Below are 22,984 nucleotides of genomic sequence, written 5' to 3'. Positions count from 1 at the left end.
ATGCGTGTCGCCGTCATCGGCGCCGGCATCGTCGGCGTCACCACCGCGTTCGAACTCGCCGCCGACGGGCACGAGGTCGTCGTCTTTGAACGCCGCGGCAGCGTCGCCGCGGAAACCAGCTTCGCCAACGCCGGCGTGCTCGCGCCCGGCTACGTGATGCCCTCGGCCGCGCCGGGCATGCCGTTGAAGCTGATGCTGCAGCTGTTGCGCCGCGAAGGCGCGCTGACGCTGGACGGCCTGGGTGTCTGGAGCCAGCTGCCCTGGCTGTGGCGCTGGTGGCGCGCCTGCCGGCCCGGCGTGCACGCGACCAACCGCGCGGCAATGCTGCGCTTGGCGCGGCTCAGCCAGGAGCGTCTGGCGACGCTGACCCGCGCGCTGCGCCTGGACTACGAGCACAGCCGCGGCTACACGGTGCTGTTGCGCAGCGAGCGTGAACTCAAGCGCTCGCGCCCCGGCCTGAAGCTGCTCGCCGAACTCGGCGTGCCGTTCGAGCTGCTGGACGCCGAGCGTGCGCGCCAGGTCGAACCCGGTCTGAACCCGGACACCACGCTGCGCGCCGCCGTGCACCTGCCGCAGGACGGCGTCGGCAACTGCCGCCAGTTCGCGCAGTTACTGAAGACCGAAGCCGAACGGCGAGGCGCCGACTTCCGCTTCGGCGTCGAGGTCCAGCGCATCGGCACGGGCGCCGGCCCGACCGTGACCGCCGCCGGCACCGAAGAGCGTTTCGACGCCGTCGTGCTGTGCAGCGGCGCGGCCTCGGCACCGCTGCTGCAGTCGCTGCGACTGAAGCTGCCGCTGGCGCCCGTCTGGGGCTACGCGGTCACCGCGCCGCTGCGCCAGCTCGAAGGTTATCCGGACCTCGGCCCGCGCTCGGCGGTGTTCGACGAGCGTTACCGGGTCACCGTGTCGCGGCTGGGGCAGCGGGTGCGCGTGGCCGGCAGCAGCGAGATCGGCGGCCGCGCCGACCGCTACGACGAACGGGCGCTGCGCACGCTGTACCGCGTGCTCGAGGACTGGTTCCCCGGCGCGTTCGTGCCGACCCAGGCGCAGCGCTGGAAAGGCGCACGCCCCAGCCTGCCCGACGGCCCGCCGGTGCTGGGGGCCAGCGGCCTGCCGGGCGTCTGGCTGAACCTCGGCCACGGTGCCAGCGGCTGGGCGCTGGCCTGCGGCTCGGCGCGCGTGCTCGCCGAGCAGGTGGCCGGGCGCGCCGCGCCGCTGGACATGACGGCGCTCGGTCTGGAACGCCTGCGCTGAAGCGGCAGGACGAGAATGGCGGCATGAGCCCCGTCCTCGTCGCCCCCGAAACCGGCTGGCCGCTGCACGACGCCGCCGCCTCCCGCGCCGCCGAAGCGGCGGCGCTGGCCGGCGCACCGCCGCACGCGCTGATGCGGCGTGCCGGTCTGGGCGTCGCCCGGCTGGCGCTAGCGCTGGCCCCGCACGCGCGCACCGTCGCCGTGCTCGCCGGCCCGGGCAACAACGGCGGCGACGGCCTCGTCGCCGCGCGCCATCTGCACGCCGCGGGAAAGGCCGTGCGTGTCGTGCTGGCCGGCGACAGCGGCCGGCTCCCGGCGGACGCCGCCGACGCGCTGGCGGCGGCACAGGCCGCCGGCGTGCCGATCGCCCTAGCGCTGGACGAAGCCCCGGCCGAGCTCGTCATCGACGCCCTGCTCGGCCTCGGCACGCGCCGCGCGCCCGAAGGCCGCATCGCCGCCGCGATCGACTGGGCCGCGACACGGCGCGCGCCGGTGCTCGCCGTCGACCTGCCCTCGGGCCTGCACCCGGACACCGGCCAGCCGCTGGGCGAGACCTGCCTGCGCGCCGACGCGACACTGGCCCTGCTGACGCTGAAGCCAGGGCTCTTCACCGGCCACGGGCGCGACCATGCCGGCCAGGTCTGGTTCGACGACCTCGGCGTGGCGGCCGGCGGCGAGACGGCACGCCTGGCCGGCGCGCCCCCCGGCCCGGTGCGCCACCACGCCCAGCACAAAGGCAGCTTCGGCGACCTCGCTGTCGTCGGCGGCGCGCCCGGCATGGCCGGCGCCGCCTGGCTCGCAGCACGCGCAGCACTGGCGGCGGGCGCCGGGCGCGTCTACTGCAGCCTGCTCGACGCCGACGCGCCGCTGCTGGACGCGGCTCGCCCCGAGCTGATGGGACGCCCCGCCTGGTGGCGTTCGCCGCCGGCGACGCTGGCCGCGGCGACCGTCGTCGCCGGCTGCGGCGGCGGCCAGGCGGTGCGCGAGGCACTGCCGGCGCTGCTGGCCCACGCCGGGCGGCTGGTGCTGGACGCCGACGCGCTCAACGTGCTGGCGGCGGATCCGTCGCTGCAGCGGCTGCTGACCCACCGTTCACGGCCGACGGTGCTGACGCCGCATCCGCTGGAAGCCGCCCGGCTGCTCGGCACGACGGCCGCCGCGGTCCAGGCCGACCGCGTGGCGGCCGCACAGCGCCTGGCCGAGCGCCTGGGCTGCGTCGTCGTGCTGAAGGGCTCGGGCAGCGTCGTCGCCGCACCCGGCGCCCTGCCCTCGCTGAACCCGACCGGCAACGCGCTGCTGGCCACCGCCGGCACCGGCGACGTGCTCGCCGGGTGGCTCGGCGGACGGTGGGCGGCGGGCGGCGAGGCCTTCGACAGCGCGGTGGCCGCCGCGTGGCAGCACGGCCACGCCGCCGATCGTGCGCAGGCCGCCGGCGCCAGAGCGCCGCTGCGCGCGGCCGATCTCGTCGAGGCGCTGCACGCGGCGGCCTGAGGCCGGTCGGGCGAGACCGACCTCGGCCGGCCGGCACCACGGGAGCGCCCCGGCCGGAGCTCAGCGGCGCGAACCCGCCTTGGCGGCCGTCTTGCCGGCCGTCTTGCGGGCGCCGGTCTTGCGCGGCGCCGCGGACGTCGTGCGCGCCTTGGACGCGGCTTTCGCGGCGCGGTCGGCGGCCCGCAGCGCGGCCAGCTCCTCGGTTGCCGATCCTGGCTTGTCGGCCCGCTCGGGCGTCGTGCGGCCGCGCGACAACAGGCGCTCGGCCTCGCCGTCGCGCACCATGCGGAAGTCGATGCGGCGGCCGTCGAGGTCGACACGGCTGACCTGGACCTGCACCCGCGTGCCGATGGCGTAGCGCACGCCGGTGCGCTCGCCGCGCAGCTCCTGGCGCAGCTCGTCGTGGCGGAAGTACTCGCCGCCGAGCTCGGTGATGTGCACCAGGCCCTCGACGTAGAGCGCGTCCAGCGTGACGAACAGGCCGAACGGCGTCACCGCGCTGACCGTGCCGGCGTACTCCTCGCCGAGGTGCTCGCGCATGTAGCGGCACTTCAGCCAGGCCTCGACGTCGCGCGAGGCCTCGTCGGCGCGGCGCTCGTTGGCGCTGCAGTGCGCGCCGGCGGCCTCCCAGGACTCCATCTCCTGCGACATCGGCTTGGCCGCCTTGACCGGCTTGCCGCCGCGGGCGCCGCGACGCACCTCGGGCACGCGCGTCTTCGGGCTGGGCACGAGGTGGTAGCGGCGCGCGCCGAGCAGCGCCTTGATGACGCGGTGCACCAGCAGGTCCGGGTAGCGCCGGATCGGGCTCGTGAAGTGCGTGTAGGCGCCGTAGGCCAGGCCGAAGTGGCCGGCGTTGCTGGCGGTGTAGATCGCCTGCTGCATCGAGCGCAGCAGCATGGTCTGGATCTGCTGCGCGTCGGGGCGGCCCTGCACGGCCTGCGAGATGGCCTGCATCTCCGCCGGCGTCGGCTCCTCGCTGAGGTGCAGACCCAGGCCCAGCGCCTTCAGATAGGACTGCAGCGCGGCACGCTTCTCGGGTGTCGGTCCCTCGTGCACGCGGTACAGCGACGGGTGCTCGCCGTGGGCGATGAAGTCGGCGGCGCAGACGTTGGCCGCCAGCATCGCCTCCTCGATCAGCCGGTGGGCGTCGTTGCGCACGCGCGGCACGATCTTCTCGATGCGGCCGTTGTCGTCGCAGACGATCTGCGTCTCGACGGTGTCGAAGTCGACGGCGCCGCGCTGGGCACGCTGCTTGAGCAGCGCGCGGAAGACCTCGTGCAGGTGCACGAGCTGCGGCACCAGGTCGGCCCGGCGCTGGGCCTCGGGGCCGCGCGTGTTCTGCAGCACCGCGGCGACCTCGGTGTAGGTCAGCCGGGCGTGCGAGCAGATCACCGCCGGGTAGAACTGGTAGGCGTCGAGCGTGCCCTCGGTGGACACGAGCATGTCGCAGACCATCGCCAGCCGGTCCTGCTCGGGGTTCAGCGAGCACAGGCCGTTGGACAGCTTCTCCGGCAGCATCGGGATCACGCGGCGCGGGAAGTAGACCGAGGTGGCGCGTTCGTAGGCGTCCTCGTCCAGCGGCTCGCCGGGCTTGACGTAGTGGCTGACGTCGGCGATCGCGACGATCAGCCGCCAGCCTTCGAACAGCGTCTTGCCGCGGCCGCGGCGGAACGGCTCGCAGTAGACGGCGTCGTCGAAGTCGCGTGCGTCCTCGCCGTCGATCGTCACCAGCGGCACGTCGGTCAGGTCGACACGGTTCTTGCGGTCGGCGGCGCGCAGCTTCTCGGGCAGCGCCGCGGCCTGGGCCAGCGTCTCGGGCGAGAAGCGGTGCGGCACCTCGTACTTGCGCACCGCGATCTCGATCTCCATGCCCGGGTCGTCGATCTCGCCGAGCACCTCGGCGACGCGGCCGACCGGCTTGGAGTGCAGCGACGGCGGCTCGGTCAGCTCGACCGACACGACCTGGCCGACGGCGGCACTGGCGGTGGCGTTCTTCGGGATCAGGATGTCCTGGCCATAGCGGCGATCCTCGGGCGCGACGACCCACTGCCCGCCTTCGTGCAGCAGGCGGCCGATGATCGGCGTCTTGCGGCGGTCCAGGATGTCGAGCACGCGCCCTTCCGGCCGGCCCTTGCGGTCGAAGCGCACGATGCGCACGCGCACGCGGTCGCGGTGCAGCACCGAGCGCATCTCCTGCGACGCGAGATAGATCCAGGTGTCGCCTTCGTCGGGCACGACGAAACCATGGCCGTCACGATGGCCTTCGACACGGCCCTCAACCTCGCCCAACAGGCCGGTTGAAGATTTTTTGCGGAGGGGCTTGCAGAGTCCATATTCCGATGCTATAGTTCTTTTCTTCCTGAGACGCCCAGATGGCGGAATTGGTAGACGCACTAGTTTCAGGTACTAGCGCTTAACGGCGTGGAGGTTCGAGTCCTCTTCTGGGCACCAAACAACGACGGGGTTTCGGAAATTATCTTCCGAAACCCCGTTGGCTTTTCCGGAGCACGGAAAATAAAAAAGGCCAGCTGCATGCTGGCCTTTTTGCTGGGCGGTCAGACCGCGAACTTGCGGGCGAGACCGTCGGGACGCAGGTTGTCGTATTCCTCGAACGGCTGGTGGATCCACGGGCTCGTCGGCAGGACCTCGCAGTAGTAGTCCGGGACGTAGCTCGAAACACCCTTCACCCACAGCACCGCAGCGCGCAGCTCGGTGATCGACGGCATGCCGCGCAGGCGGTCGACCACCGCACGCAGCGTCACGCCGGTGTCGGCGAGGTCGTCGACCAGCAGCACGCGGCCCGCGAGTTCACCCTTGGGCATGGTGATGTACTTGGCCATGTCCAGACGACCCTGAATGGTGCCGGCGTCCGAGCGGTAGGAACTCGTCGACATGATCGCCAGCGGCTTGTCGAACACCCGCGACATGACGTCGCCGGGGCGCATGCCGCCGCGCGCCAGACACAGGATCTGGTCAAACTCCCAGCCCGAGGCATGCACCTTCAGCGCCAGGCGCTCGATCAGCAGGTGGTATTCGTCCCAGGATACGTAGAGGTGCTTGCCGTCGTCGGTGAGCATGGATTCTCCTTCTCGCGAATCGTCGTGTTTCAGGCGCGGAACGGATGCCGCAGCAGGATGGTATGGACCCGGTCGGGGCCGGTGGAAACCATGTCGATGGGCGCGCCGATCAAGGCCTGCACGCGCTCGAGATAACGCCGGGCGGGCGCCGGCAACTGTTCCCAGTTGGTCAGGCCGGCGGTCGTGTCGCTCCAGCCCGGCATGGTTTCGTAGATCGGCTGGCAACGCTCGATCTCGTCGGCGTCCAGCGGCAGCACGTCGATCACGCGGCCGTCGAGTTCATACCCGGTGCAGATCTTGATTTCCTGCAGGCCGTCGAGCACGTCGAGCTTGGTGATGCACAGGCCGGAGACGCCGTTGATGATGATCGAGCGCTTCAGCGCGGCGGCATCCAGCCAGCCGCAGCGGCGCGCGCGGCCGGTGACGGTGCCACGCTCCTGGCCGACGGTCGACAGGTGGTGGCCGATCGTGCCCGGGGTCTCGATGTCGAGCTCGGTCGGGAACGGGCCGCTGCCGACACGCGTCGTGTAGGCCTTGGTGATGCCCAGCACGTAGTGCAGCATGCCCGGGCCGAGACCCGAGCCGGCGGCGGCGTTGCCGGCGACGCAGTTGCTCGAGGTGACGTACGGATAGGTGCCGTGGTCGATGTCGAGCAGCGTGCCCTGCGCGCCTTCGAACAGCAGGTTCTCGCCGACGCCATGGGCCTGGAACAGCCGGTAGCCGACGTCGGCCATCATCGGGCGCAGCTGCTCGGCGGCACGCAGCGCGTCGTCGAGGATGGGCTGCAGCTCCAGCGGCTGGCCGCCGAGCACACCGGTCAGCTCGGCGTTGTGCAGGTCGAGCAGCGCGCGCAGCTTGGCTTCAAGGCGCGCCGGGTGCTTCAGATCCTGCACGCGCAGCGCGCGGCGGGCGACCTTGTCTTCGTAGGCCGGGCCGATGCCCTTGCCGGTGGTGCCGATCTTGCCGCTGCCGCAGCTTTCGCGCTGCGCTTCACGCGCACGGTCGATCTCGACGTGGAACGGCAGGATCAGCGGGCAGGACTCGCTGATGAACAGGCGCGAGCGCACCTCCAGGCCCAGCGCCTCCAGGCGCTCGATCTCGCCGAGCAGGTGCTTCGGGTCGACGACGACGCCGTTGCCGATGTAGCACTTGACGCCTTCGCGCATGATGCCCGAGGGGATCAGCTGCAGCGCCGTCTTGCGGCCGGCGATGACAAGCGTGTGGCCGGCGTTGTGGCCGCCCTGGAAGCGCACCACGCCCTGGGCGTGGTCGGTCATCCAGTCGACGACCTTGCCCTTGCCTTCGTCGCCCCACTGGGTGCCGACGACCACGACGTTGCGTCCCGCGGTCGGGAGGATGCCTGTTTGCATGGGATGGGTTCCTTAACGGGATTCAGCAGGTGCGCAGCTGCCACTGGCCGTCCAGCAGCACGAGCTCGCGGTCGCATTCGAAAGCCTGGGTCTCGACTTCGTGACCCGGCAACGCGGCAATGACGGTCTCTCCGGATTCGCGCAGCCGGCGCACGGCGGCGCGCAGCGCGGCATCCTCGCCCCAGGGGGCGCGGATCGCGCGGCCGGCGCCGACGGCCGGCGCCAGGTCGGCCAGCGCCTTCAGGTCCAGGCTGAAGCCGACAGCCGGCCGGTTGCGGCCGAAGACCGCGCCGACCTCGTCGTAGCGGCCGCCACGCGCCAGCGCGTCGGCGCTGCCGGCACCGTAGACGGCGAAACGCAGGCCGCTGTAGTAGGCGTAGCCGCTCATGTCCGAGAGGTCGAAGCCGATCGACAGCCCCGGGAAGGCGGCGCGCAGGTGGCGCGCGGTCCATTCGAGCTGCTCGACCGCCGCGGTGATCAGGCTGCGCTGCGGCAGCTCGGTGCGGGCGGCGGCGAGCACCTCGTCGCCGCCGTACAGGCGCAGCAGCGCGCGCAGGCCGTGGCGGGTCTCGTCGGGCAGGCCGGCGGCCAGCGCCTCCAGCGCAGAAGCGTCCTTCTCGGACAGCGCGGCGACGACGTCCTGCAAGCGCGCCGCGTCCACCGGCGCGCCGGCGAGCACGCCGCGCAGGATGCGCGCGTCGGCGAGGTCGATCGTCAGCTCGGACAGGCGGGCCGCGTGCAGGCAGTCCAGCGCCAGCTCGGCGACCTCGAGGTCGGCTTCGAGCCCGGCATGGCCGAAGATCTCGGCGCCGAACTGCAGCGGCTCGCGGGTCGCGTTGAGCCCCGAGGGCCGCGTGTGCAGCACCGGGCCGCAATAGCACAGCCGGGTCACGCCTTCGCGGTTGAGCAGATGGGCGTCGATGCGCGCGGCCTGCGGCGTCGTGTCGGCGCGCACGCCGAGCGTGCGGCCGCTCAGCTGGTCGACCAGCTTGAAGGTCTTGAGGTCGAGTTCACGGCCGGTGCCCGACAGCAGCGACTCGAGGTGCTCGAGCAGCGGCGGCATCACGAGCTCGAAGCCGTAGCCGCGGGCGCGGTCCAGAAGGCGCCGCCTCAGCTCCTCGATGCGTCGGGCGTCGGCGGGCAGGACGTCGGCGATATGCTCGGGCAAGAGCCAAGCTGACAACATTCGAAAAGGCCTGCAGCGCTTAAAAAGGGGATTGTACGCGGCGATGCACGCCCGGCCGCCGATCGGCCGAGCGCAGCACCGGGGCAGCTCAGTGCCAGAGCGCCAGCAGCACCAGGCCGACGCTGATGCAGCCCAGGCCGAGGAAACGGATCTGGCCGTCCTCGAGCCGGGTCATCTGCTCGAACATGCGGCGCCAGGTCGCCGGGCTTGCGAAGGGCAGCAGCCCCTCGAAGATCAGCACCAGCGCCAGGGCGCCGATCAGCAGGTCGGACACGTCCGTGCCGGCCCGCTCACCTACCCTTGGCCGCCGGCGTGCCCGGCCCGCCGTTGCGCATCGCGCGGAAGAACTCCGAGTTCGGGTCCAGCACCATCACGTCGCTCTTGGAGCGGAAGGCGGCGCGGTAGGCCTCGAGGCTGCGGTAGAACTGGGCGAACTGCGGGTCGCGGCCGAAGGCCTCGGCGTACAGCGCCGACGCCTTGGCATCACCCTCGCCCTTGATCTTCTGCGCGTCGCGGTAGGCCTCGGCAAGGATGATCTCGCGCTGGCGGTCGGCATCGGCGCGGATCTTTTCGCCCTCGGCCGCGCCCTGCGAGCGCAGTTCGTTGGCAACCTGCTTGCGCTCGGACTCCATGCGGCGATAGACCGAGTCGGTGATGTCGGCGACGAAGTCCACGCGCTTGATGCGCACGTCGACGATCTCGATGCCGAAGCCCTGGGCCTCGTCGGTCAGCCGGCTCTTGACGTCGGCCATCACGCGGTCACGCTCGGTGGCGAGCACGCCGCGCACGGTGCGCTTGGTGATCTCCTCGTTGAACGCGGCCTGCACCACCGGCGCCAGGCGGGACTCGAGGTTGCGGATGTCGGTGCCGTTGTTGCGGATGAACTGGCGCGGCTCGGTGATGCGCCACTTGACCAGCCAGTCGATGACCAGGCTCTTCTTCTCGGCGGTGAAGATCGGCCGCGTCTCCGGGCTGTCCAGCGTCTGGATGCGCTTGTCCAGGAACACCACGTTCTGGAACGGCGGCGGCATCTTGAACTTCAGGCCCGGCTCGGTGACGACTTCCTTGATCTCGCCGAGCGCGTAGACCACCGCCACCTGGCGCTGGTCGACGACGAACAGGGTCGAGGCGGCGATCATCAGCGCGACGAGCGCGCCGGCAACGAAAACTCCAATGCGGTTCATGTCTCGCGTGCTCCTGGGTCAGCGGCCTTCGCGGTCGCGAGCGCGCGCGTTGTCGCGGGAACGGATGTCGGCGCTGCCGGACAGCGTGTCCGGCGTCGACGACGAAGGCGTCGGCACGGCCACCGGGGCCTGCGGGGCCGCCGTGGTCGGGCCGCTCTGCTGGATCAGCTTGTCCAGCGGCAGGTACAGCAGGTTGGAGCCGCTGCGCGAATCGACCATCACCTTGGAGACGTTCGAGTAGATCTGCTGCATCGCGTCGACGTACATGCGGTCGCGCGTGACGGCGGGCGCCTTCTGGTACTCGGCCAGCACCGAGCGGAAGCGCTGCGCATCACCCTCGGCCTGCGCGATGACGCGGGCCCGGTAGCCTTCGGCCTCCTCGAGCAGGCGCGAGGCGTTGCCGCGCGCCTTCGGGATCACGTCGCTGGCGTAGGCCTGGCCTTCGTTCTTGAAGCGGTCGCGGTCGGCGCCGGCCTTGACGGCGTCGTTGAACGCGGCCTGCACCGCGTCGGGCACCAGCACGTTCTGGACGTTGACGTTGGCGATCAGGATGCCGGCGCGCAGGCGCTCGAGCTGCGACTGGATGGACTTGACCAGGTCGGCGGCGAGCGCGTCGCGCTGCTCGTAGAGCACCGAGTCGACCCGGCTGCGGCCGACGATCTCGCGCACCGCGGACTCGGAGGCCTGGACCACCGCCTCGTCGGGGCTGCGGTTCTCGAACAGGTACTGGCGCGCATCGCTCAGCCGGTACTGCACGGTGAAGCGGATGTCGATGATGTTCTCGTCCTGCGTCAGCATCGACGAGTCGCGCAGGCCGGTGGCCTGGACCACCGTGCTGCGGCCGACCTCGACCGAGCGCAGCTGCGTCACCGACACCGTTTCGTGGGCCTGCACCGGATACGGGAAGCGCCACTGGAAGCCGGCGTCTGCCGTGTGGCTGTACTTGCCGAAGGTCGTGACGACCGCCTGCTGGCCTTCCTGGACGATGAAGAAGCCGCTGCCCAGCCAGACCAGCACGACGACCGCGCCGATCAGGCCGACGCCGATGCCGGCGCTCTTCATGTCGGGCTGGAACGACGGGCCGCCGGAGCCGCCGCCACCGCCGCCGCCGTTGTTGCGGTTGCCGCCGCCACCGCCGCCCTTGCCGCCGAACAGGCCGCTGAGCTTGCGGTTGAAGTCGCGCCAGAGCTCGTCCAGGTCGGGCGGACCGTCATTGCGGTTGTTGAAGACCCAGCCTGCCAGCGCGGCGCGCAGCCGCGAGACCTTGAAGGGGGGTGTGTGCTTCATTCGGTGGTGATCAGTTGCGCGTCTTGCGCGGAATGCGCGGCATCGGCGATGAGCTGGCGCAGGCTGTCGAGACCCTGTCCGTCGCGGGCGCTGACGAACACGCGGGCACGGCGCACGCCGGGATGGACCTCGACCTCGTCACGGGGACAGCGCGGCAGGCGCGAGTCCTCGAGCAGATCGCATTTGTTGAAGACCAGGATCTGCGGCACGCCGCTGGCCCCGATCTCCTCGAGCACGCGCTCGACCTCGGCCTGCTGCTCCAGCAGCGCCGGGCTCGCGGCGTCGACGACGTGCAGCAGCAGGTCGGCGTCGGCAGCCTCGCGCAGCGTCGCCTCGAAGGCCTCGACCAGCTTGTGCGGCAGGTCGCGGATGAAGCCGACGGTGTCCGACAGCGACACCGACATGCCGGCCTCGCCCAGCCACAGCGAGCGAGTCGTCGTGTCCAGCGTCGCGAACAGCTGGTCGGCGGCGTAGGTCTTGGCCTTGACCAGGGCGTTGAACAGCGTCGACTTGCCGGCGTTGGTGTAGCCGACCAGCGAGACGCGGAACGTGCCGCGGCGCTCGCGCGCCCGGCGCTGCGTGCCGCGCTGCTGCTTGACCTTCTCCAGCCGGGCCTTCACCGACTTGATGCGCTCGCCGATCATGCGCCGGTCGAGTTCGATCTGCGCCTCGCCCGGGCCGCCGCGCGTGCCGATGCCGCCGCGCTGGCGCTCCAGGTGCGACCAGCGCCGCACCAGCCGCGTGGCGACGTACTGCAGCCGCGCGAGTTCGACCTGCAGCTTGCCCTCGTGGCTCTGGGCGCGGGCGGCGAAGATGTCGAGGATCAGCGAGGTGCGGTCGGCGACCGGAACGCCGAGGTGACGCTCCAGGTTGCGCTGCTGCGCCGGCGACAGCGCCTGGTCGAAGATGACGCCGTGGGCCTGCGTCGCCGCGACCATCGCCCGGATCTCGTCGGCCTTGCCCGAGCCGACGAACAGCGCGGCGTCCGGCGCCTTGCGGCGCGCGGTCACGCGCGCGACGGCGACGTCACCGGCCGACTCGGCCAGCAACGCCAGTTCGTCGAGCGTGGGATCAAAGTGGGGGTCACCACCGATGTCGACGCCGACGAGCACGGCGCGCGTCGGGCCGCCCTCAGGTGACAGCGTCTGCGGTGATGCGGAACTCAAGGCTCTGGGGGTGGCGGGTCTCGGTACGGCAGGGCCCGAACGGGATCAGGCTTGCTCGGGAGCCTCGTTCGGGTGGAAGTTGACCGCGCGGCTGGGCACGACGGTCGAGATCGCGTGCTTGTAGACCATCTGGGTGACGGTGTTGCGAAGCAGAACGACGTACTGGTCGAAGGATTCGATGTGGCCCTGGAGCTTGATGCCGTTGACCAGGTAGATCGAGACCGGCACGTGCTCCTTGCGCAGCAGGTTCAGGAAGGGGTCCTGCAAAAGTTGGCCTTTGTTGCTCACGATATGCTCCGTGTTGAATGTCGAGTGCCCCACGTTATCACACGGGGGAGAACCCGACGCTAAATGCGGATTGCCTCAGGGGCTGCGGTCGTCGAAGGGATTCTTCGACGATCGGAATTCGATCCGCATCGGCGTGCCGACGAGCTTGAAGTGCTCGCGGAAACGGCCTTCGAGATAACGCTTGTAGGCGTCGGTGATGTGGTCGAGCGAGTTGCCGTGGATCACGACCAGCGGCGGGTTCATGCCGCCCTGGTGGGCGTAGCGCATCTTGGGCCGGAAGGCACCATCGCGCCGCGGCGCCTGGTGCTGCACGGCGTCGATCAGCAGCCGCGTCAGCACCGGCGTCGGCATCTTCACCGTCGCCGAGGCGTGGGCGTGCAGGATCGCCTTCCACAGCGCCGTCAGGCCGGTGCGCTTCTTCGCCGAGATCTGCAGCAGCGGCGCGAACTTCAGGAACGCCAGCCGGCTCTCGATCGAGCGCTGCAGCTGCTGGCGCTGGTACTCGTCGGTGGCATCCCACTTGTTGAGCGCCAGCACGACGGCCCGGCCGGACTCCAGCACGTAGCCCGCGATGTGCGCGTCCTGCTCGCTAACGCCGACGGTCGCGTCGACCATCAGCACGACGACGTTGGCGTCGGCGATGGCCTGCAGCGTCTTGACGACCGAGAACTTCTCGATCGCCTCGAAAACCTTGCCCTTGCGGCGCAGGCCGGCGGTGTCGATCAGCTCGAAACGGCGGCCCTCGCGCTCCAGCGAGACCTTGATCGCGTCACGCGTCGTGCCCGGCTGGTCGAACGCCACCAGGCGCTCCTCGCCGAGCCAGGCGTTGATCAGCGTGGACTTGCCGACGTTGGGCCGGCCGGCGACGGCCAGGCGGATCGGCGCGTCGGCGTCGGGCTCGGCGCCCTCCTCGTCCTCGTCGCCGAAGTCGAAGTCCTCGAGCGCCGCCTCGAGCAGGCTGCGCACGCCCTGGCCGTGCGAGGCCGACAGCGGATGCGGCTCGCCGATGCCGAGCTCGTGGAACTCGGCCAGCAGCGGCGACTCGGCCATGCCCTCGGCCTTGTTGACGGCGAGGATGACCTTCTTCTGCTGCGTGCGCAGGAAACGCGCGATGTCGTGGTCCTGGGCCGAGACACCGGCACGCAGGTCGGCGACGAAGACGACGACGTCGGCCTCGGCGACCGCCTGCCTGGTCTGCTTGGCCATCTCGGCGACGACGCCGGAGGGCTTCTCGGGCTCGAAGCCGCCGGTGTCGACGACGATGAACTCGCGCCCGCCCAGGCGGGCGTCGCCGTAGTGGCGGTCACGCGTCAGGCCGGCGAAGTCGGCGACGATGGCGTCGCGGCTCTTCGTGATCCGGTTGAACAGCGTCGACTTGCCGACGTTCGGGCGCCCGACGAGCGCGATGACGGGTTTCACTCGCGACCTCAGTTCGGACGGAAGGCGTACAGGCCGCCCTTGCGGGTGACGACGAGCATCGTGCTGCCGGACAGCACCGGCGTGCCGACGACGGGCGAGCCGTCGGTCGGCAGGCGCAGCTGGGTCTCGCCAGTGGCCGTGGACAGGAAGTGCAGGTAGCCCTCGTAGTCGCCGAAGACGACGGTCGTGCCGGCGACCACCGGCGCGCTCAGGCCGCGGTTGAGCAGGCGCTCGTGGGTCCACAGCACCTCGCCGGTGTCGGTGCGCCAGGCACTGATGCGGTCGGTGCCGTCGGCGCCGAAGATCGCCGTCTCGTTGCCGCCGATCGGCTGCAGGCCGCCGACGTTGCGCGACCACAGCAGCGTGCCCTTGGACGCGTCGACGCAGGCCACGGCCGACTGGAAGGCGCGGGCGCAGAAACGCTCGCCCAGGCGCAGCGGCGGGCCGAGCAGGTCGGCCAGGCGCTCGACCTCGTTGGTGCCGCGCGGCGAGGCCATCGCGGCCTCCCACTGGATGGTGCCGCGAAGCGAGTCGACGCCGGTCAGGCGCGGGCCCTGGCCCACCAGCAGCGTGTCGCGGAAAGCCGCCACGATGCCGGGCTGCGCCAGCGTCAGCGCGTCGCCGGGACGCTGCAGGCGCCACAGCAGGCGGCCGTCGAGCGCGTCGAAGGCGTGCACGGCACGGTCCACGCCCATCACGAACACACGTTCGCCGGCGACCAGCGGCGCGGTGACGACACGCGCGGGCAGGCGCTTGCGCCAGACCTCGCGGCCGCCGTCGACGACGACGAGTTCGTTGGCGACCGTCACGACGGCGTCGAAGCGGCCGTCGCTGCCCAGACCGGCCGAGAGCTTGCCGTCGACCCGGGTGCGCGAGACCTCGCGGCCGCTGTCGGCGTCGAGCACCAGGATCGTGCCGTCGGTCCCGGCGACGCGGAACTTGCCGTCGCGCACGACGACGGCGAGCGGGAACTCGACGCTGCCCAGGCGCGCGCTCCACACCTGCCGGCCGGCGATCGTCGGCTTGACGGTCTCCAGCGGCATCGGCTTGGGCTTGGACGAGGTGCAACCGGCCAGCACCGCAGCCAGGCCGAGCACGAGAACGGCGCGGCGCATCACGACGCGGCTCCCGAGGCGGCGGGAGCCGCCGGTGCGGGTGCGGCGCCCAGCGCGGTGAGCTTGGCCTCGATCAGGCGCTTGTAGTCGACCGAGTCGTCCATCGCCTTGTAGGCCGCCTCGTAGGCGGCGCGCGCCTCGGCTTCGCGGCCGGCGGCAGCGAGCACGTCGCCGCGGCGGTCGGCCACCAGGGCCTCGAACCCGGCCGCCTTGGCGGCGTCGAGTTCGGCCAGGGCCTGGTCGAACTGCTTGGCGGCGGCCAGCACGGCGGCCAGGCGCAGCCGGGCGACCGTCCGGTACTCGTCCTCGGCGGCGTTGGCGGCCACCCAGGTCAGCGAGGCCTTCGCGGCGTCGACCTGCCCCTTCTCGAACTGCACCTTGGCGGCGGCCAGGCCACCCTGCTCGGCGTAGGCGGTGCCGGGGTAGCGGTCCTTCAGATCACCGAAGATGCGCGCGGTCTTGTCGGCGTCGCCGGCGGCGGCGGCACGGTCGAGCTCGTCGTACATCGCGCTGGCCTTCAAGGCCTGGTCGCGCTGCCAGTAGTTCCAGCCGTTCCAGCCGGCGTAGGCGGCGAGCGCGGCGATCAGCAACCAGGTGACCAGGTTGCCGTACCGCTTCCAGAACGCCTTGAGGGCGTCGAGCTGCTCCTGCTCCTGCAGGTCGAGTTGTGTGGCCATGTCGATGAAGCGGACGAAAAACGATCGATTATGCGGGGAGCAGTTCGCTCGCCCAGATGGCGGGGTCGGCGATCGGGCGCGCGGTCTGCGCCGCGGCGGCGTCGCGCAGCGGCTTGACGGCGACTTCGCCGCGCGCCAGCTCGTCGCCGCCGAAGATCAGCGCGTGGCGGGCGCCGCTGGCGTCGGCCTTCTTGAACTGCGACTTCATGCTGCCGCCGCCGACGTGCAGCTGCACCGCGACACCGGCCGCACGCAGCGCCTCGACGACACGCATCGCCTGCGGCAGCGCGGCGCCGTCGGGCACGATGGCGTAGGCGTCGGGCACCGGCGCCGGCGGCGCGACACCCAGCTGCTGCACGAGGTCGAGCACACGCTCGATGCCCATGCCCCAGCCGATGCCGGGCGCCGGCTTGCCGCCGACCAGCTCGACCAGGCCGTCATAGCGTCCGCCGCCGCAGATCGTGCCCTGGGCGCCAAGCTTGTCGGTCACCCATTCGAAGACGGTCAGGTTGTAGTAGTCCATGCCGCGCACCAGGCGCGGGTTGACGCGGTAGGGCTGGCCGGCGGCGTCGAGCATGGCCTTCAGCGCGTCGAAGTGCTTCAGCGAGGCTTCGCCGAGGTAGTCGATGAGCTGCGGCGCGGCCTCGACCATCGCCTGCATCGCCGGGTTCTTGGTGTCCAGGATGCGCAGCGGGTTGCTGTGCAGGCGGCGGCGCGCATCCTCGTCGAGCAGCTCGGCGTGGCGCTCGAAGTGGGCGATCAGCGCCGCGCGGTGCGCCTTGCGCTCCTCGGGCTGGCCCAGGCTGTTGATGTCCAGGCGCACCTCGCCCAGGCCCAGGTCCTTCCACAGCGCGCGGCACATCAGGATGACCTCGGCGTCGACGTCCGGGCCGCCGAAGCCCAGCGCCTCCACGCCGACCTGGTGGAACTGGCGGTAGCGGCCGCGCTGCGGGCGCTCGTGGCGGAACATCGGGCCGATGTAGAACAGCCGCTTGCCGCCGTCGTACAGCGCCGAGTGCTCGACGACCGCGCGCACGACGCCGGCCGTGCCCTCGGGGCGCAGCGACAGCGGGTCGCCGTTCATGCTGTCGACGAAGGAGTACATCTCCTTCTCGACGATGTCGGTCACCTCGCCCAGCCCGCGCACGAACAGCGGCGTGTGCTCGACGATCGGCGTGCGCACGTTCTGGTAGGCGTAGCGACGCATCAGCGCGCGCACGGTGTCTTCGAACCACTCCCAGCGCGCCGACTCGGGCGGCAGGATGTCGTTCATGCCTTTGACGGCAACGATCTTCTCGGCCATGGGGAACAGGTTGGTGCGGCGGGCCGGCGGCCCGCCTGGAACGAGGATCAGGCCGCGGTCGCGGCCGCGCCGAAGCGGCGCTCGATGTAGTCCTCGACGATCTTGTGGAACTCCTGCGCGATGCCCTCGCCGCGCAGCGTCAGCGCCTTCTCGCCGTCGATGAACACCGGCGCGGCCGGGGCTTCGCCGTTGCCCGGCAAGCTGATGCCGATGTCGGCGTGCTTGCTCTCGCCGGGGCCGTTGACGATGCAGCCCATCACCGCGACCTTCAGGTTCTCGACGCCCGGGTAGCGGCTCCTCCAGACCGGCATCTGCGCGCGCAGGTAGTCGTCGATCTGCTTGGCGAGCTCCTGGAAGGTGGTGCTCGTCGTGCGGCCGCAGCCCGGGCAGGCGGTGACGCTGGGGTTGAAGGTGCGCAGGCCCAGCGCCTGCAGGATCTCGCCGGCGACGACGACCTCCTGGGTGCGCGCCTCGCCCGGTTGCGGCGTCAGGCTGACGCGGATCGTGTCGCCGATGCCTTCCTGCAGCAGGATGCCCAGCGCGACGCTGGAGGCCACCGTGCCCTTGGTCGCCATGCCGGCTTCGGTCAGGCCGAGGTGCAGCGCGTAGTCGCAGCGCTGCGCCAGGCCGCGGTAGACCGAGATCAGGTCCTGCACGCCGCTGACCTTGCAGCTGATGACGATCTGGTCCGGGTTCAGGCCGAGTTCGCGCGCGGCCGTGGCCGAGCTCAGCGCCGACTGCACCAGCGCCTCGTACATCACCTGCTTGCCGTCCAGCGGCTGCGCGCGGCGGGCGTTCTCGTCCATCATGGACGCGAGCAGTTCCTGGTCCAGGCTGCCCCAGTTGACGCCGATGCGCACCACCTTGTCCCAGCGGCAGGCGGCCTCGACCATCATCGCGAACTGGCGGTCGCGCTTGTCGCCCTTGCCGACGTTGCCCGGGTTGATGCGGTACTTGGACAGCGCCTGGGCCATCGCCGGGTACTCGGTGAGCAGGCGGTGGCCGTTGTAGTGGAAGTCGCCGACCAGCGGCACGTCGATGCCCATGCGGTCAAGCTGCTCGCGGATGTGCGGCACGGCCTCGGCGGCTTCGGGCGTGTTGACGGTGATGCGCACCAGTTCGGAACCGGCCAGCGCCAGCTCCTTGACCTGGATGGCGGTGCCGATCACGTCGGTCGTGTCGGTGTTGGTCATCGACTGCAGGCGCACCGGAGCGTCGCCGCCGATGGTGACGACCCGGCTCCCCCAGACGGCACGGGCCTGGCGCGAGCGGCGCGGCAGCGGTGCGGCGGACGGGATGGTGGCGGGCGTTTCCGGAGCGTTCATCGAAACCTCACTGCAAGAACTTCTTCGCTCACTGCAACTCGACGCGGGCGACGGCGTTGCGCGTCAGCGGCGCCAGGTCGACGGGCTGGCCGCGGAAGACCAGGCGGGTCGCCGGCGCATTGCCGATTTTGAGCCGGATCGGCAGCTGGCCCTCGACGCCGGCCGACTCGCCCGCCTGCAGCAGACGCGAGAACAGCAGCTGGCCCTTGCCGTCATAGGCTTCGACCCAGGAGGCGCCGTCGGCGTGCAGCTGCACCAGGCTCGGGCGCGAGGCCGCGGCCGGCACGGGGGCGGACGCCACGAGCGTGCGTGCGGCCGGGGTCGCGGCCTGTGCCACCGACGCCGGCGCGGACGGCTGGGCGACGGCGGGCGCGACCACGCTCTGCGAGGCCTGCAGCACGGGCGCTGCCGGGTCCAGCGGCACGGCCGAGGCCGACACCTCGGCCGCCGGCTCGACAGCCAGCTCGGCGGGCGCGGCCGGTTCGGCGGCCAGCGGCGCGTCGGCCGTGGCCGCCGGCGGCTGCAGCAGCCCGCTCGGCATGAAATAGACGACCGCGGCAGCCACGAGCAGCGCACCGCCGGCCCAGGCCATCGGACGCACCGCCCCCAGGTTGACCTTGGGCAGATCGGGGCCGGCGCGCTCGCGGAACGGGGTGTTCAGGTTGCCGACGACGTGGTCCAGCGCCGAGCCGTCGGTCTGCGGCAGCAGCGCCAGCACCGGCTGGGGGTCGGTGCGCAGCGCACGGCACACCGCCTGGGCCAGCGCCCGGGTGAAGGCCGCATCCGGCAGCAAGGCGTACTGGTCGGCTTCGAGGGCTTCGAGCTTGGCCACCGGGACCTTGATCGACGCCGCCAGCGCGGCGATGTGCAGGCCCTGCTTCTCGCGCGCGGCGCGCAGCAGCGCGCCGGCCGTCGTGCCCTCGGGCGGGGGCGTCACGGGATCAGTCATCGAACCGGCCTTGCTCGAACAGCGCTGCCTCAGGCGATTGGGGGAAACGGTCGCGCACCTGGCGACCGAACTCGCGTGCACCAGCCAGGTTGCCGAGCCGGCGCTCGATGCGCGCGGCCAGCCAGAGCGAGGACGGGCTGGATTGCTCCGCCACGGCGTTCACTCGCTGGACGTAGAAGCGCGCGCGCTCGTACTCGCCGCGTCGGTACAGCGTGTCGGCGAGGTTGAACGAGGTGGCGGCATTGCCGGGGTCGAGCTGGAAGCTGCGCATCAGCGCGCTCTCGGCATCGGCCCAGCGGCCTTCACGGGCGTCGCAGACGCCCTTGGCGAGCAGCGTGCGGGAGCCGCCGCGGTACTGCGGCAGCGCCATCGCGGCGTCAAACTCGCGGTCAGCGTCGGCGTAGCGGCGCTGCTGGCAGAGGAACCAGCCGTAGTTGTGGCGCATGTCGCCGTCGCGCGGGGCCAGCGACAGCGCGCGCTGGAAGCTCTCCTCGGCCAGCCGGTTCTCGCCCAGCGCGGCGTAGATCAGGCCGCGCAGGCCCAGCGCCTCGGGCATGTCGGGACGGGCCGCCAGCGCCTGCTTGACCTCGTTCAGCGCGGTCTCGGTCTGCCCGCGGGCAAAGTAGGCCGACGCCAGCTCCAGCCGCACCTTGGCCCGGCGCTCGACGTCGGCGGGGTCGTTGCTCGGGCGCGCGTCGCGCACGCTGCCGCCGGCCGGCGGCTCGGTGACACAAGCCGGCAGCAGCGTGCCCAAGCACGCCAGCATCGCCAGCGAAGCCAGCAGGCGTCGCGTCACCGCGAGTCCTCCGCCGCGGCGATCGGGATCGTGCGACGGCGCTCCAGCAGGCGTTCGCGCGCCCGCGTGCGGTCCTGGACCTCGCCTGCAAGCTGGCCGCAGGCCGCGTCGATGTCGTCGCCGCGCACCTTGCGGATCGTCGTCACGATGCCCGCGTCCTGCAGCACCTTGGCGAACGCCGTCACACGCTCGCGCGGCGAACGCTTCAGCCCCGACTCGGGGAAGGGGTTGAACGGGATCAGGTTGAACTTGCACGGCACGCGGCGGCGGCGGACAAGGTGCACGAGCTGCTGCGCCTGCTCGGGGGCGTCGTTGACGCCGTCGAGCATGCAGTACTCGAAGGTGATGAAGTCGCGCGGGGCGGCTTCGACATAACGCAGGCAGGCGTCGAGCAGCGCCTCGATGCCGTCCTTGCGGTTGATCGGCACGAGCATGTCGCGCAGCGCGTCGTCGGGCGCGTGCAGCGAGACCGCCAGCGCCACCGGGCAGTCCTCGCGCAGGCGGTCGATCATCGCCACCATGCCCGAGGTCGACACCGTCACGCGGCGGCGCGACAGGCCGTAGCCGTGGTCGTCGAGCATCACGCGCAGCGCCGGCACGACGGCGGCGTAGTTCTGCAGCGGCTCGCCCATGCCCATCATCACGACGTTGTCGATGACACGCTGGCCATCCGGCCCGCGCAGGCGGTGCTCGGCGTAGCGCAGCTGGGCGATGATCTCGCCGGTGCTCAGGTTGCGGCTGAAGCCCTGGTGCCCGGTCGAGCAGAAGCGGCAGCCAACGGCGCAGCCGGCCTGCGAGGACACGCACAGCGTGCCGCGGTCGTCCTCGGGGATGTAGACGGTCTCGACGGCGTTGCCGCCGCCGACGTCGAACAGCCACTTGGTCGTGCCGTCGGCCGAGACGTGCTCGCTGATGACCGGCAGCGACTCGACCACCGCCGCGCCGGCGAGCTTGCCGCGCAGCGACTTGGCGAGATCGGACATCTTGTCGAAGTCCGACTCGCCTTTCTGGTGGATCCAGCGGAACAGCTGGACGGCGCGGAAACGCTTCTCGCCCAGGCTGTCGCAGAAGGCCGCCAGCCCCTCGAGGTCGAAGTCGAGAAGATTGACGGCCATCGTCGACTCAGCGGCTGTAGACGCTCATGCCGGGGAAGAAGAACGCGACCTCGACGGCCGCCGTTTCCGGGGCGTCGGAGCCGTGCACGGCGTTGGCGTCGATGCTGTCGGCGAAGTCGGCGCGGATCGTGCCCTTCTCGGCCTTCTTCGGATCGGTCGCGCCCATCAGCTCGCGGTTCTTGGCGATCGCGCCTTCACCTTCGAGCACCTGGATCATCACCGGGCCCGAGATCATGAAGTTCACGAGGTCGTTGAAGAACGGACGCGCCTTGTGCACGGCGTAGAAGGCCTCGGCCTCGGCACGCGACAGGTGCTGCATCTTCGCGGCGGCGATCTTCAGGCCGGCGCCTTCAAAGCGGGCGTAGATCTGGCCGATGACGTTCTTGGCGACGGCGTCGGGCTTGATGATCGAGAGGGTGCGTTCGATGGCCATGTAAATGTTCTCCTGAATCAAGGACTTGGCAAAGTTTTCGATTCTACCGCGAGGGATCGCGGCAGGGATTTGACAAAGAGGCGCTCAACGCCCGCCGCGACGCCCGCCGCCACCACCGCCACCACCGCCGCCGCGCCCGCCGCGCGAGCCGCCACGGCCACCACCGCCGGACCCCTTGCGCAGGAAGGCGTCGCCGCCGATGTAGCCGACCGAGGTCTGCATCGGGTCGGGCTGGCCGCCGGCGCCCCCCTTCTTCGGGCCGCGGGCGCCGCGGCCGCCGGCCAGCGGCTTGGGCTTCTGCACGAAGCGCTTGTCGTAGGTCTGCTGCAGCGGGTTCGGGATCGGGCCGTCCTCGCCGAAGTCGCGCACCGGCCGTTCGCGCTGCAGGCCGCGCTTGTCGTAGGTCTGCTGCAGCGGGTTCGGGATCGGGCCGTCCTCGGGAATCTCGCGCTTGCGCTGGCGCTCCTGCTGGATCGCGCGCTTGTCGAAGGTCTGCTGCAGCGGGTTCGGGATCGCCGGCCCCTCGCCGCCCTCGCGGCGCTGCGGCCTGGCCGCACGCGGCGCGCCCTCGGGGGCGTTGCCGCCGCGGCCGCGCTTGCCACGCTTGCCGCGACGGTCGCCGCCGGCCTCACGCGCCTCGCGCGCCTCGCCTTCGGGACGCTCGCCGACGCCGGTCATGCGGCGCAGCGTGCGCACGTCCTGCTCGCTCAGGTCGACCCAGACGCCGCGCTTGAGCCCCTTGGGCAGCACGACCGAGCCGTAGCGGATGCGGATCAGCCGGCTCACCGCGTGGCCGACGGCGTCGAAGAGCTTGCGCACCTCGCGGTTGCGGCCTTCGGTGATGACGCAGCGATACCACTGGTTGGCGCCTTCGCCGCCGCCGTTCTCGATGCTCTTGAACGCGCAGCGCTGGCCGTCGATCTCGACGCCTTCGAGCAGCTTCTGGCGCGAAGCGTCGTCCAGGCCACCCAGCGAACGCACGGCGTACTCGCGCTCGATGCCGAAACGCGGGTGCATCAGCTGGTTGGCCAGCTCGCCGGAGTTGGTGAACAGCAGCAGGCCTTCGGTGTTGATGTCCAGACGGCCGACCGACTGCCACTTGCCCTGGTGCAGCCGAGGCAGACGACGGAAGACCGTCGGCCGCTGCTGCGGGTCGTCGTGCGTGACGACCTCGCCGGCCGGCTTGTGATAGGCGATGACGCGGGTCGGCGGCGGCGCGATGCGGTAGCGCACCGGCTTGCCGCCGACGGCGATGCGGTCGCCGGCGGCGATGCGCTGGCCGATGTGCGCCGGCTCGCCGTTCACGGTGATGCGCCCTTCCAGGATCATCTGCTCCATGTCGCGGCGCGAGCCGATGCCGGCCTGGGCCAGCACCTTGTGCAGCTTGGGCGCGTCGGGCTCGGGCGCGAGCACACGCTTGGCCGGCAGCGGCGGCGCTTCGTCGCCGGCCTCGGCGTCCCAGCTGCCCGACAGCACGCTGGCGAAGACCTCGCCGACGTCGGCCGGCGGCAGCTGCGGCGCCGGCGCGGCGGCTTCGGCGGCTTCGGCAG

At 71.4% G+C, this 22,984-nt stretch carries 21 protein-coding genes and 1 tRNA gene; 3 read left to right on the top strand and 19 right to left on the bottom strand.

Annotation, left to right across the window (positions count from 1 at the left end; translation table 11 throughout):
- Positions 1–1,254 (top strand): FAD-dependent oxidoreductase, encoded by a 1,254-nt coding sequence (locus tag RBXJA2T_RS17715; protein WP_009858803.1) that lies wholly within the window; start codon positions 1–3, stop codon positions 1,252–1,254.
- Between the two features lie 23 nt (positions 1,255–1,277).
- Positions 1,278–2,744 carry a bifunctional ADP-dependent NAD(P)H-hydrate dehydratase/NAD(P)H-hydrate epimerase gene (locus RBXJA2T_RS17710; RefSeq protein ID WP_009858802.1) on the top strand — a complete coding sequence of 489 codons (1,467 nt, stop codon included), beginning with the start codon at positions 1,278–1,280 and terminating at the stop codon, positions 2,742–2,744.
- Positions 2,745–2,804: 60 nt separating this feature from the next.
- On the opposite strand, the gene rnr is transcribed toward RBXJA2T_RS17710, so the two are convergent.
- On the bottom strand, positions 2,805–5,033 hold the full coding sequence (gene rnr / locus RBXJA2T_RS17705; RefSeq protein ID WP_009858801.1) for a ribonuclease R: 2,229 nt from the start codon (positions 5,031–5,033) through the stop codon (positions 2,805–2,807).
- Between the two features lie 77 nt (positions 5,034–5,110).
- On the opposite strand from rnr, the gene RBXJA2T_RS17700 reads away from it, so the two are divergent.
- Positions 5,111–5,195 (top strand) — tRNA-Leu (locus RBXJA2T_RS17700).
- 104 nt (positions 5,196–5,299) lie between these two features.
- On the opposite strand, the gene RBXJA2T_RS17695 is transcribed toward RBXJA2T_RS17700, so the two are convergent.
- The 18 genes from RBXJA2T_RS17695 to RBXJA2T_RS17610 all read right to left on the bottom strand — a co-directional run.
- Positions 5,300–5,821: a phosphoribosyltransferase gene (locus tag RBXJA2T_RS17695; RefSeq protein WP_009858800.1), complete on the bottom strand. Its 522-nt coding sequence runs from the start codon at positions 5,819–5,821 to the stop codon at positions 5,300–5,302.
- Positions 5,822–5,850: 29 nt separating this feature from the next.
- Entirely contained in the window at positions 5,851–7,191 is a 1,341-nt protein-coding gene (locus RBXJA2T_RS17690; protein WP_009858799.1) for an adenylosuccinate synthase, read from the bottom strand.
- Positions 7,192–7,213: 22 nt separating this feature from the next.
- Positions 7,214–8,374 carry an ATP phosphoribosyltransferase regulatory subunit gene (locus RBXJA2T_RS17685; RefSeq protein ID WP_037289799.1) on the bottom strand — a complete coding sequence of 387 codons (1,161 nt, stop codon included), beginning with the start codon at positions 8,372–8,374 and terminating at the stop codon, positions 7,214–7,216.
- 91 nt (positions 8,375–8,465) lie between these two features.
- On the bottom strand, positions 8,466–8,651 hold the full coding sequence (locus tag RBXJA2T_RS17680) for a DUF2065 domain-containing protein (RefSeq protein WP_009858797.1): 186 nt from the start codon (positions 8,649–8,651) through the stop codon (positions 8,466–8,468).
- A gap of 16 nt (positions 8,652–8,667) precedes the next feature.
- Complete coding sequence (gene hflC, locus RBXJA2T_RS17675) at positions 8,668–9,561, bottom strand: protease modulator HflC (RefSeq protein ID WP_009858796.1); 894 nt, start codon at positions 9,559–9,561, stop codon at positions 8,668–8,670.
- An 18-nt stretch (positions 9,562–9,579) separates the two neighbouring features.
- On the bottom strand, positions 9,580–10,848 hold the full coding sequence (hflK, locus tag RBXJA2T_RS17670; RefSeq protein WP_009858795.1) for an FtsH protease activity modulator HflK: 1,269 nt from the start codon (positions 10,846–10,848) through the stop codon (positions 9,580–9,582).
- A complete protein-coding gene (gene hflX, locus RBXJA2T_RS17665; protein ID WP_050801796.1) occupies positions 10,845–12,014 on the bottom strand; it encodes a GTPase HflX in 1,170 nt (389 codons plus the stop codon). Before hflX ends, hflK begins: the two co-directional genes overlap by 4 nt.
- Before the next feature lie 45 nt (positions 12,015–12,059).
- Complete coding sequence (gene hfq, locus RBXJA2T_RS17660; protein ID WP_009858793.1) at positions 12,060–12,302, bottom strand: RNA chaperone Hfq; 243 nt, start codon at positions 12,300–12,302, stop codon at positions 12,060–12,062.
- A gap of 75 nt (positions 12,303–12,377) precedes the next feature.
- Complete coding sequence (gene der, locus RBXJA2T_RS17655) at positions 12,378–13,721, bottom strand: ribosome biogenesis GTPase Der (RefSeq protein ID WP_009858792.1); 1,344 nt, start codon at positions 13,719–13,721, stop codon at positions 12,378–12,380.
- Between the two features lie 8 nt (positions 13,722–13,729).
- Positions 13,730–14,836, bottom strand: a complete 1,107-nt coding sequence (gene bamB, locus RBXJA2T_RS17650; RefSeq protein WP_009858791.1) for an outer membrane protein assembly factor BamB — start codon at positions 14,834–14,836, stop codon at positions 13,730–13,732.
- Entirely contained in the window at positions 14,836–15,513 is a 678-nt protein-coding gene (locus RBXJA2T_RS17645; protein ID WP_009858790.1) for a YfgM family protein, read from the bottom strand. Before RBXJA2T_RS17645 ends, bamB begins: the two co-directional genes overlap by 1 nt.
- Before the next feature lie 28 nt (positions 15,514–15,541).
- Positions 15,542–16,816, bottom strand: coding sequence for a histidine--tRNA ligase (gene hisS / locus RBXJA2T_RS17640; protein ID WP_009858789.1), 1,275 nt, complete (start codon positions 16,814–16,816; stop codon positions 15,542–15,544).
- A gap of 47 nt (positions 16,817–16,863) precedes the next feature.
- Entirely contained in the window at positions 16,864–18,141 is a 1,278-nt protein-coding gene (gene ispG, locus RBXJA2T_RS17635; protein ID WP_009858788.1) for a flavodoxin-dependent (E)-4-hydroxy-3-methylbut-2-enyl-diphosphate synthase, read from the bottom strand.
- A 28-nt stretch (positions 18,142–18,169) separates the two neighbouring features.
- On the bottom strand, positions 18,170–19,090 hold the full coding sequence (locus RBXJA2T_RS17630) for a helix-turn-helix domain-containing protein (protein WP_029718329.1): 921 nt from the start codon (positions 19,088–19,090) through the stop codon (positions 18,170–18,172).
- Positions 19,083–19,886, bottom strand: coding sequence for a type IV pilus biogenesis/stability protein PilW (gene pilW, locus RBXJA2T_RS17625; protein ID WP_009858786.1), 804 nt, complete (start codon positions 19,884–19,886; stop codon positions 19,083–19,085). The genes RBXJA2T_RS17630 and pilW overlap by 8 nt, the downstream gene beginning before the upstream one ends.
- Positions 19,883–21,001: a dual-specificity RNA methyltransferase RlmN gene (gene rlmN, locus RBXJA2T_RS17620; protein ID WP_009858785.1), complete on the bottom strand. Its 1,119-nt coding sequence runs from the start codon at positions 20,999–21,001 to the stop codon at positions 19,883–19,885. Before rlmN ends, pilW begins: the two co-directional genes overlap by 4 nt.
- Positions 21,002–21,008: 7 nt before the next feature.
- Positions 21,009–21,434: a nucleoside-diphosphate kinase gene (gene ndk, locus RBXJA2T_RS17615; RefSeq protein ID WP_009858784.1), complete on the bottom strand. Its 426-nt coding sequence runs from the start codon at positions 21,432–21,434 to the stop codon at positions 21,009–21,011.
- Between the two features lie 84 nt (positions 21,435–21,518).
- Positions 21,519–22,984, bottom strand: a 1,466-nt coding sequence (locus RBXJA2T_RS17610; RefSeq protein ID WP_009858783.1) for a pseudouridine synthase, incomplete at its 5' end; no start/stop codon positions are given.

The organism is Rubrivivax benzoatilyticus JA2 = ATCC BAA-35 (genome assembly GCF_000190375.1).
Lineage (GTDB): Bacteria > Pseudomonadota > Gammaproteobacteria > Burkholderiales > Burkholderiaceae_C > Rubrivivax > Rubrivivax benzoatilyticus.
This window is presented reverse-complemented; position numbering and strand designations above follow the sequence as displayed.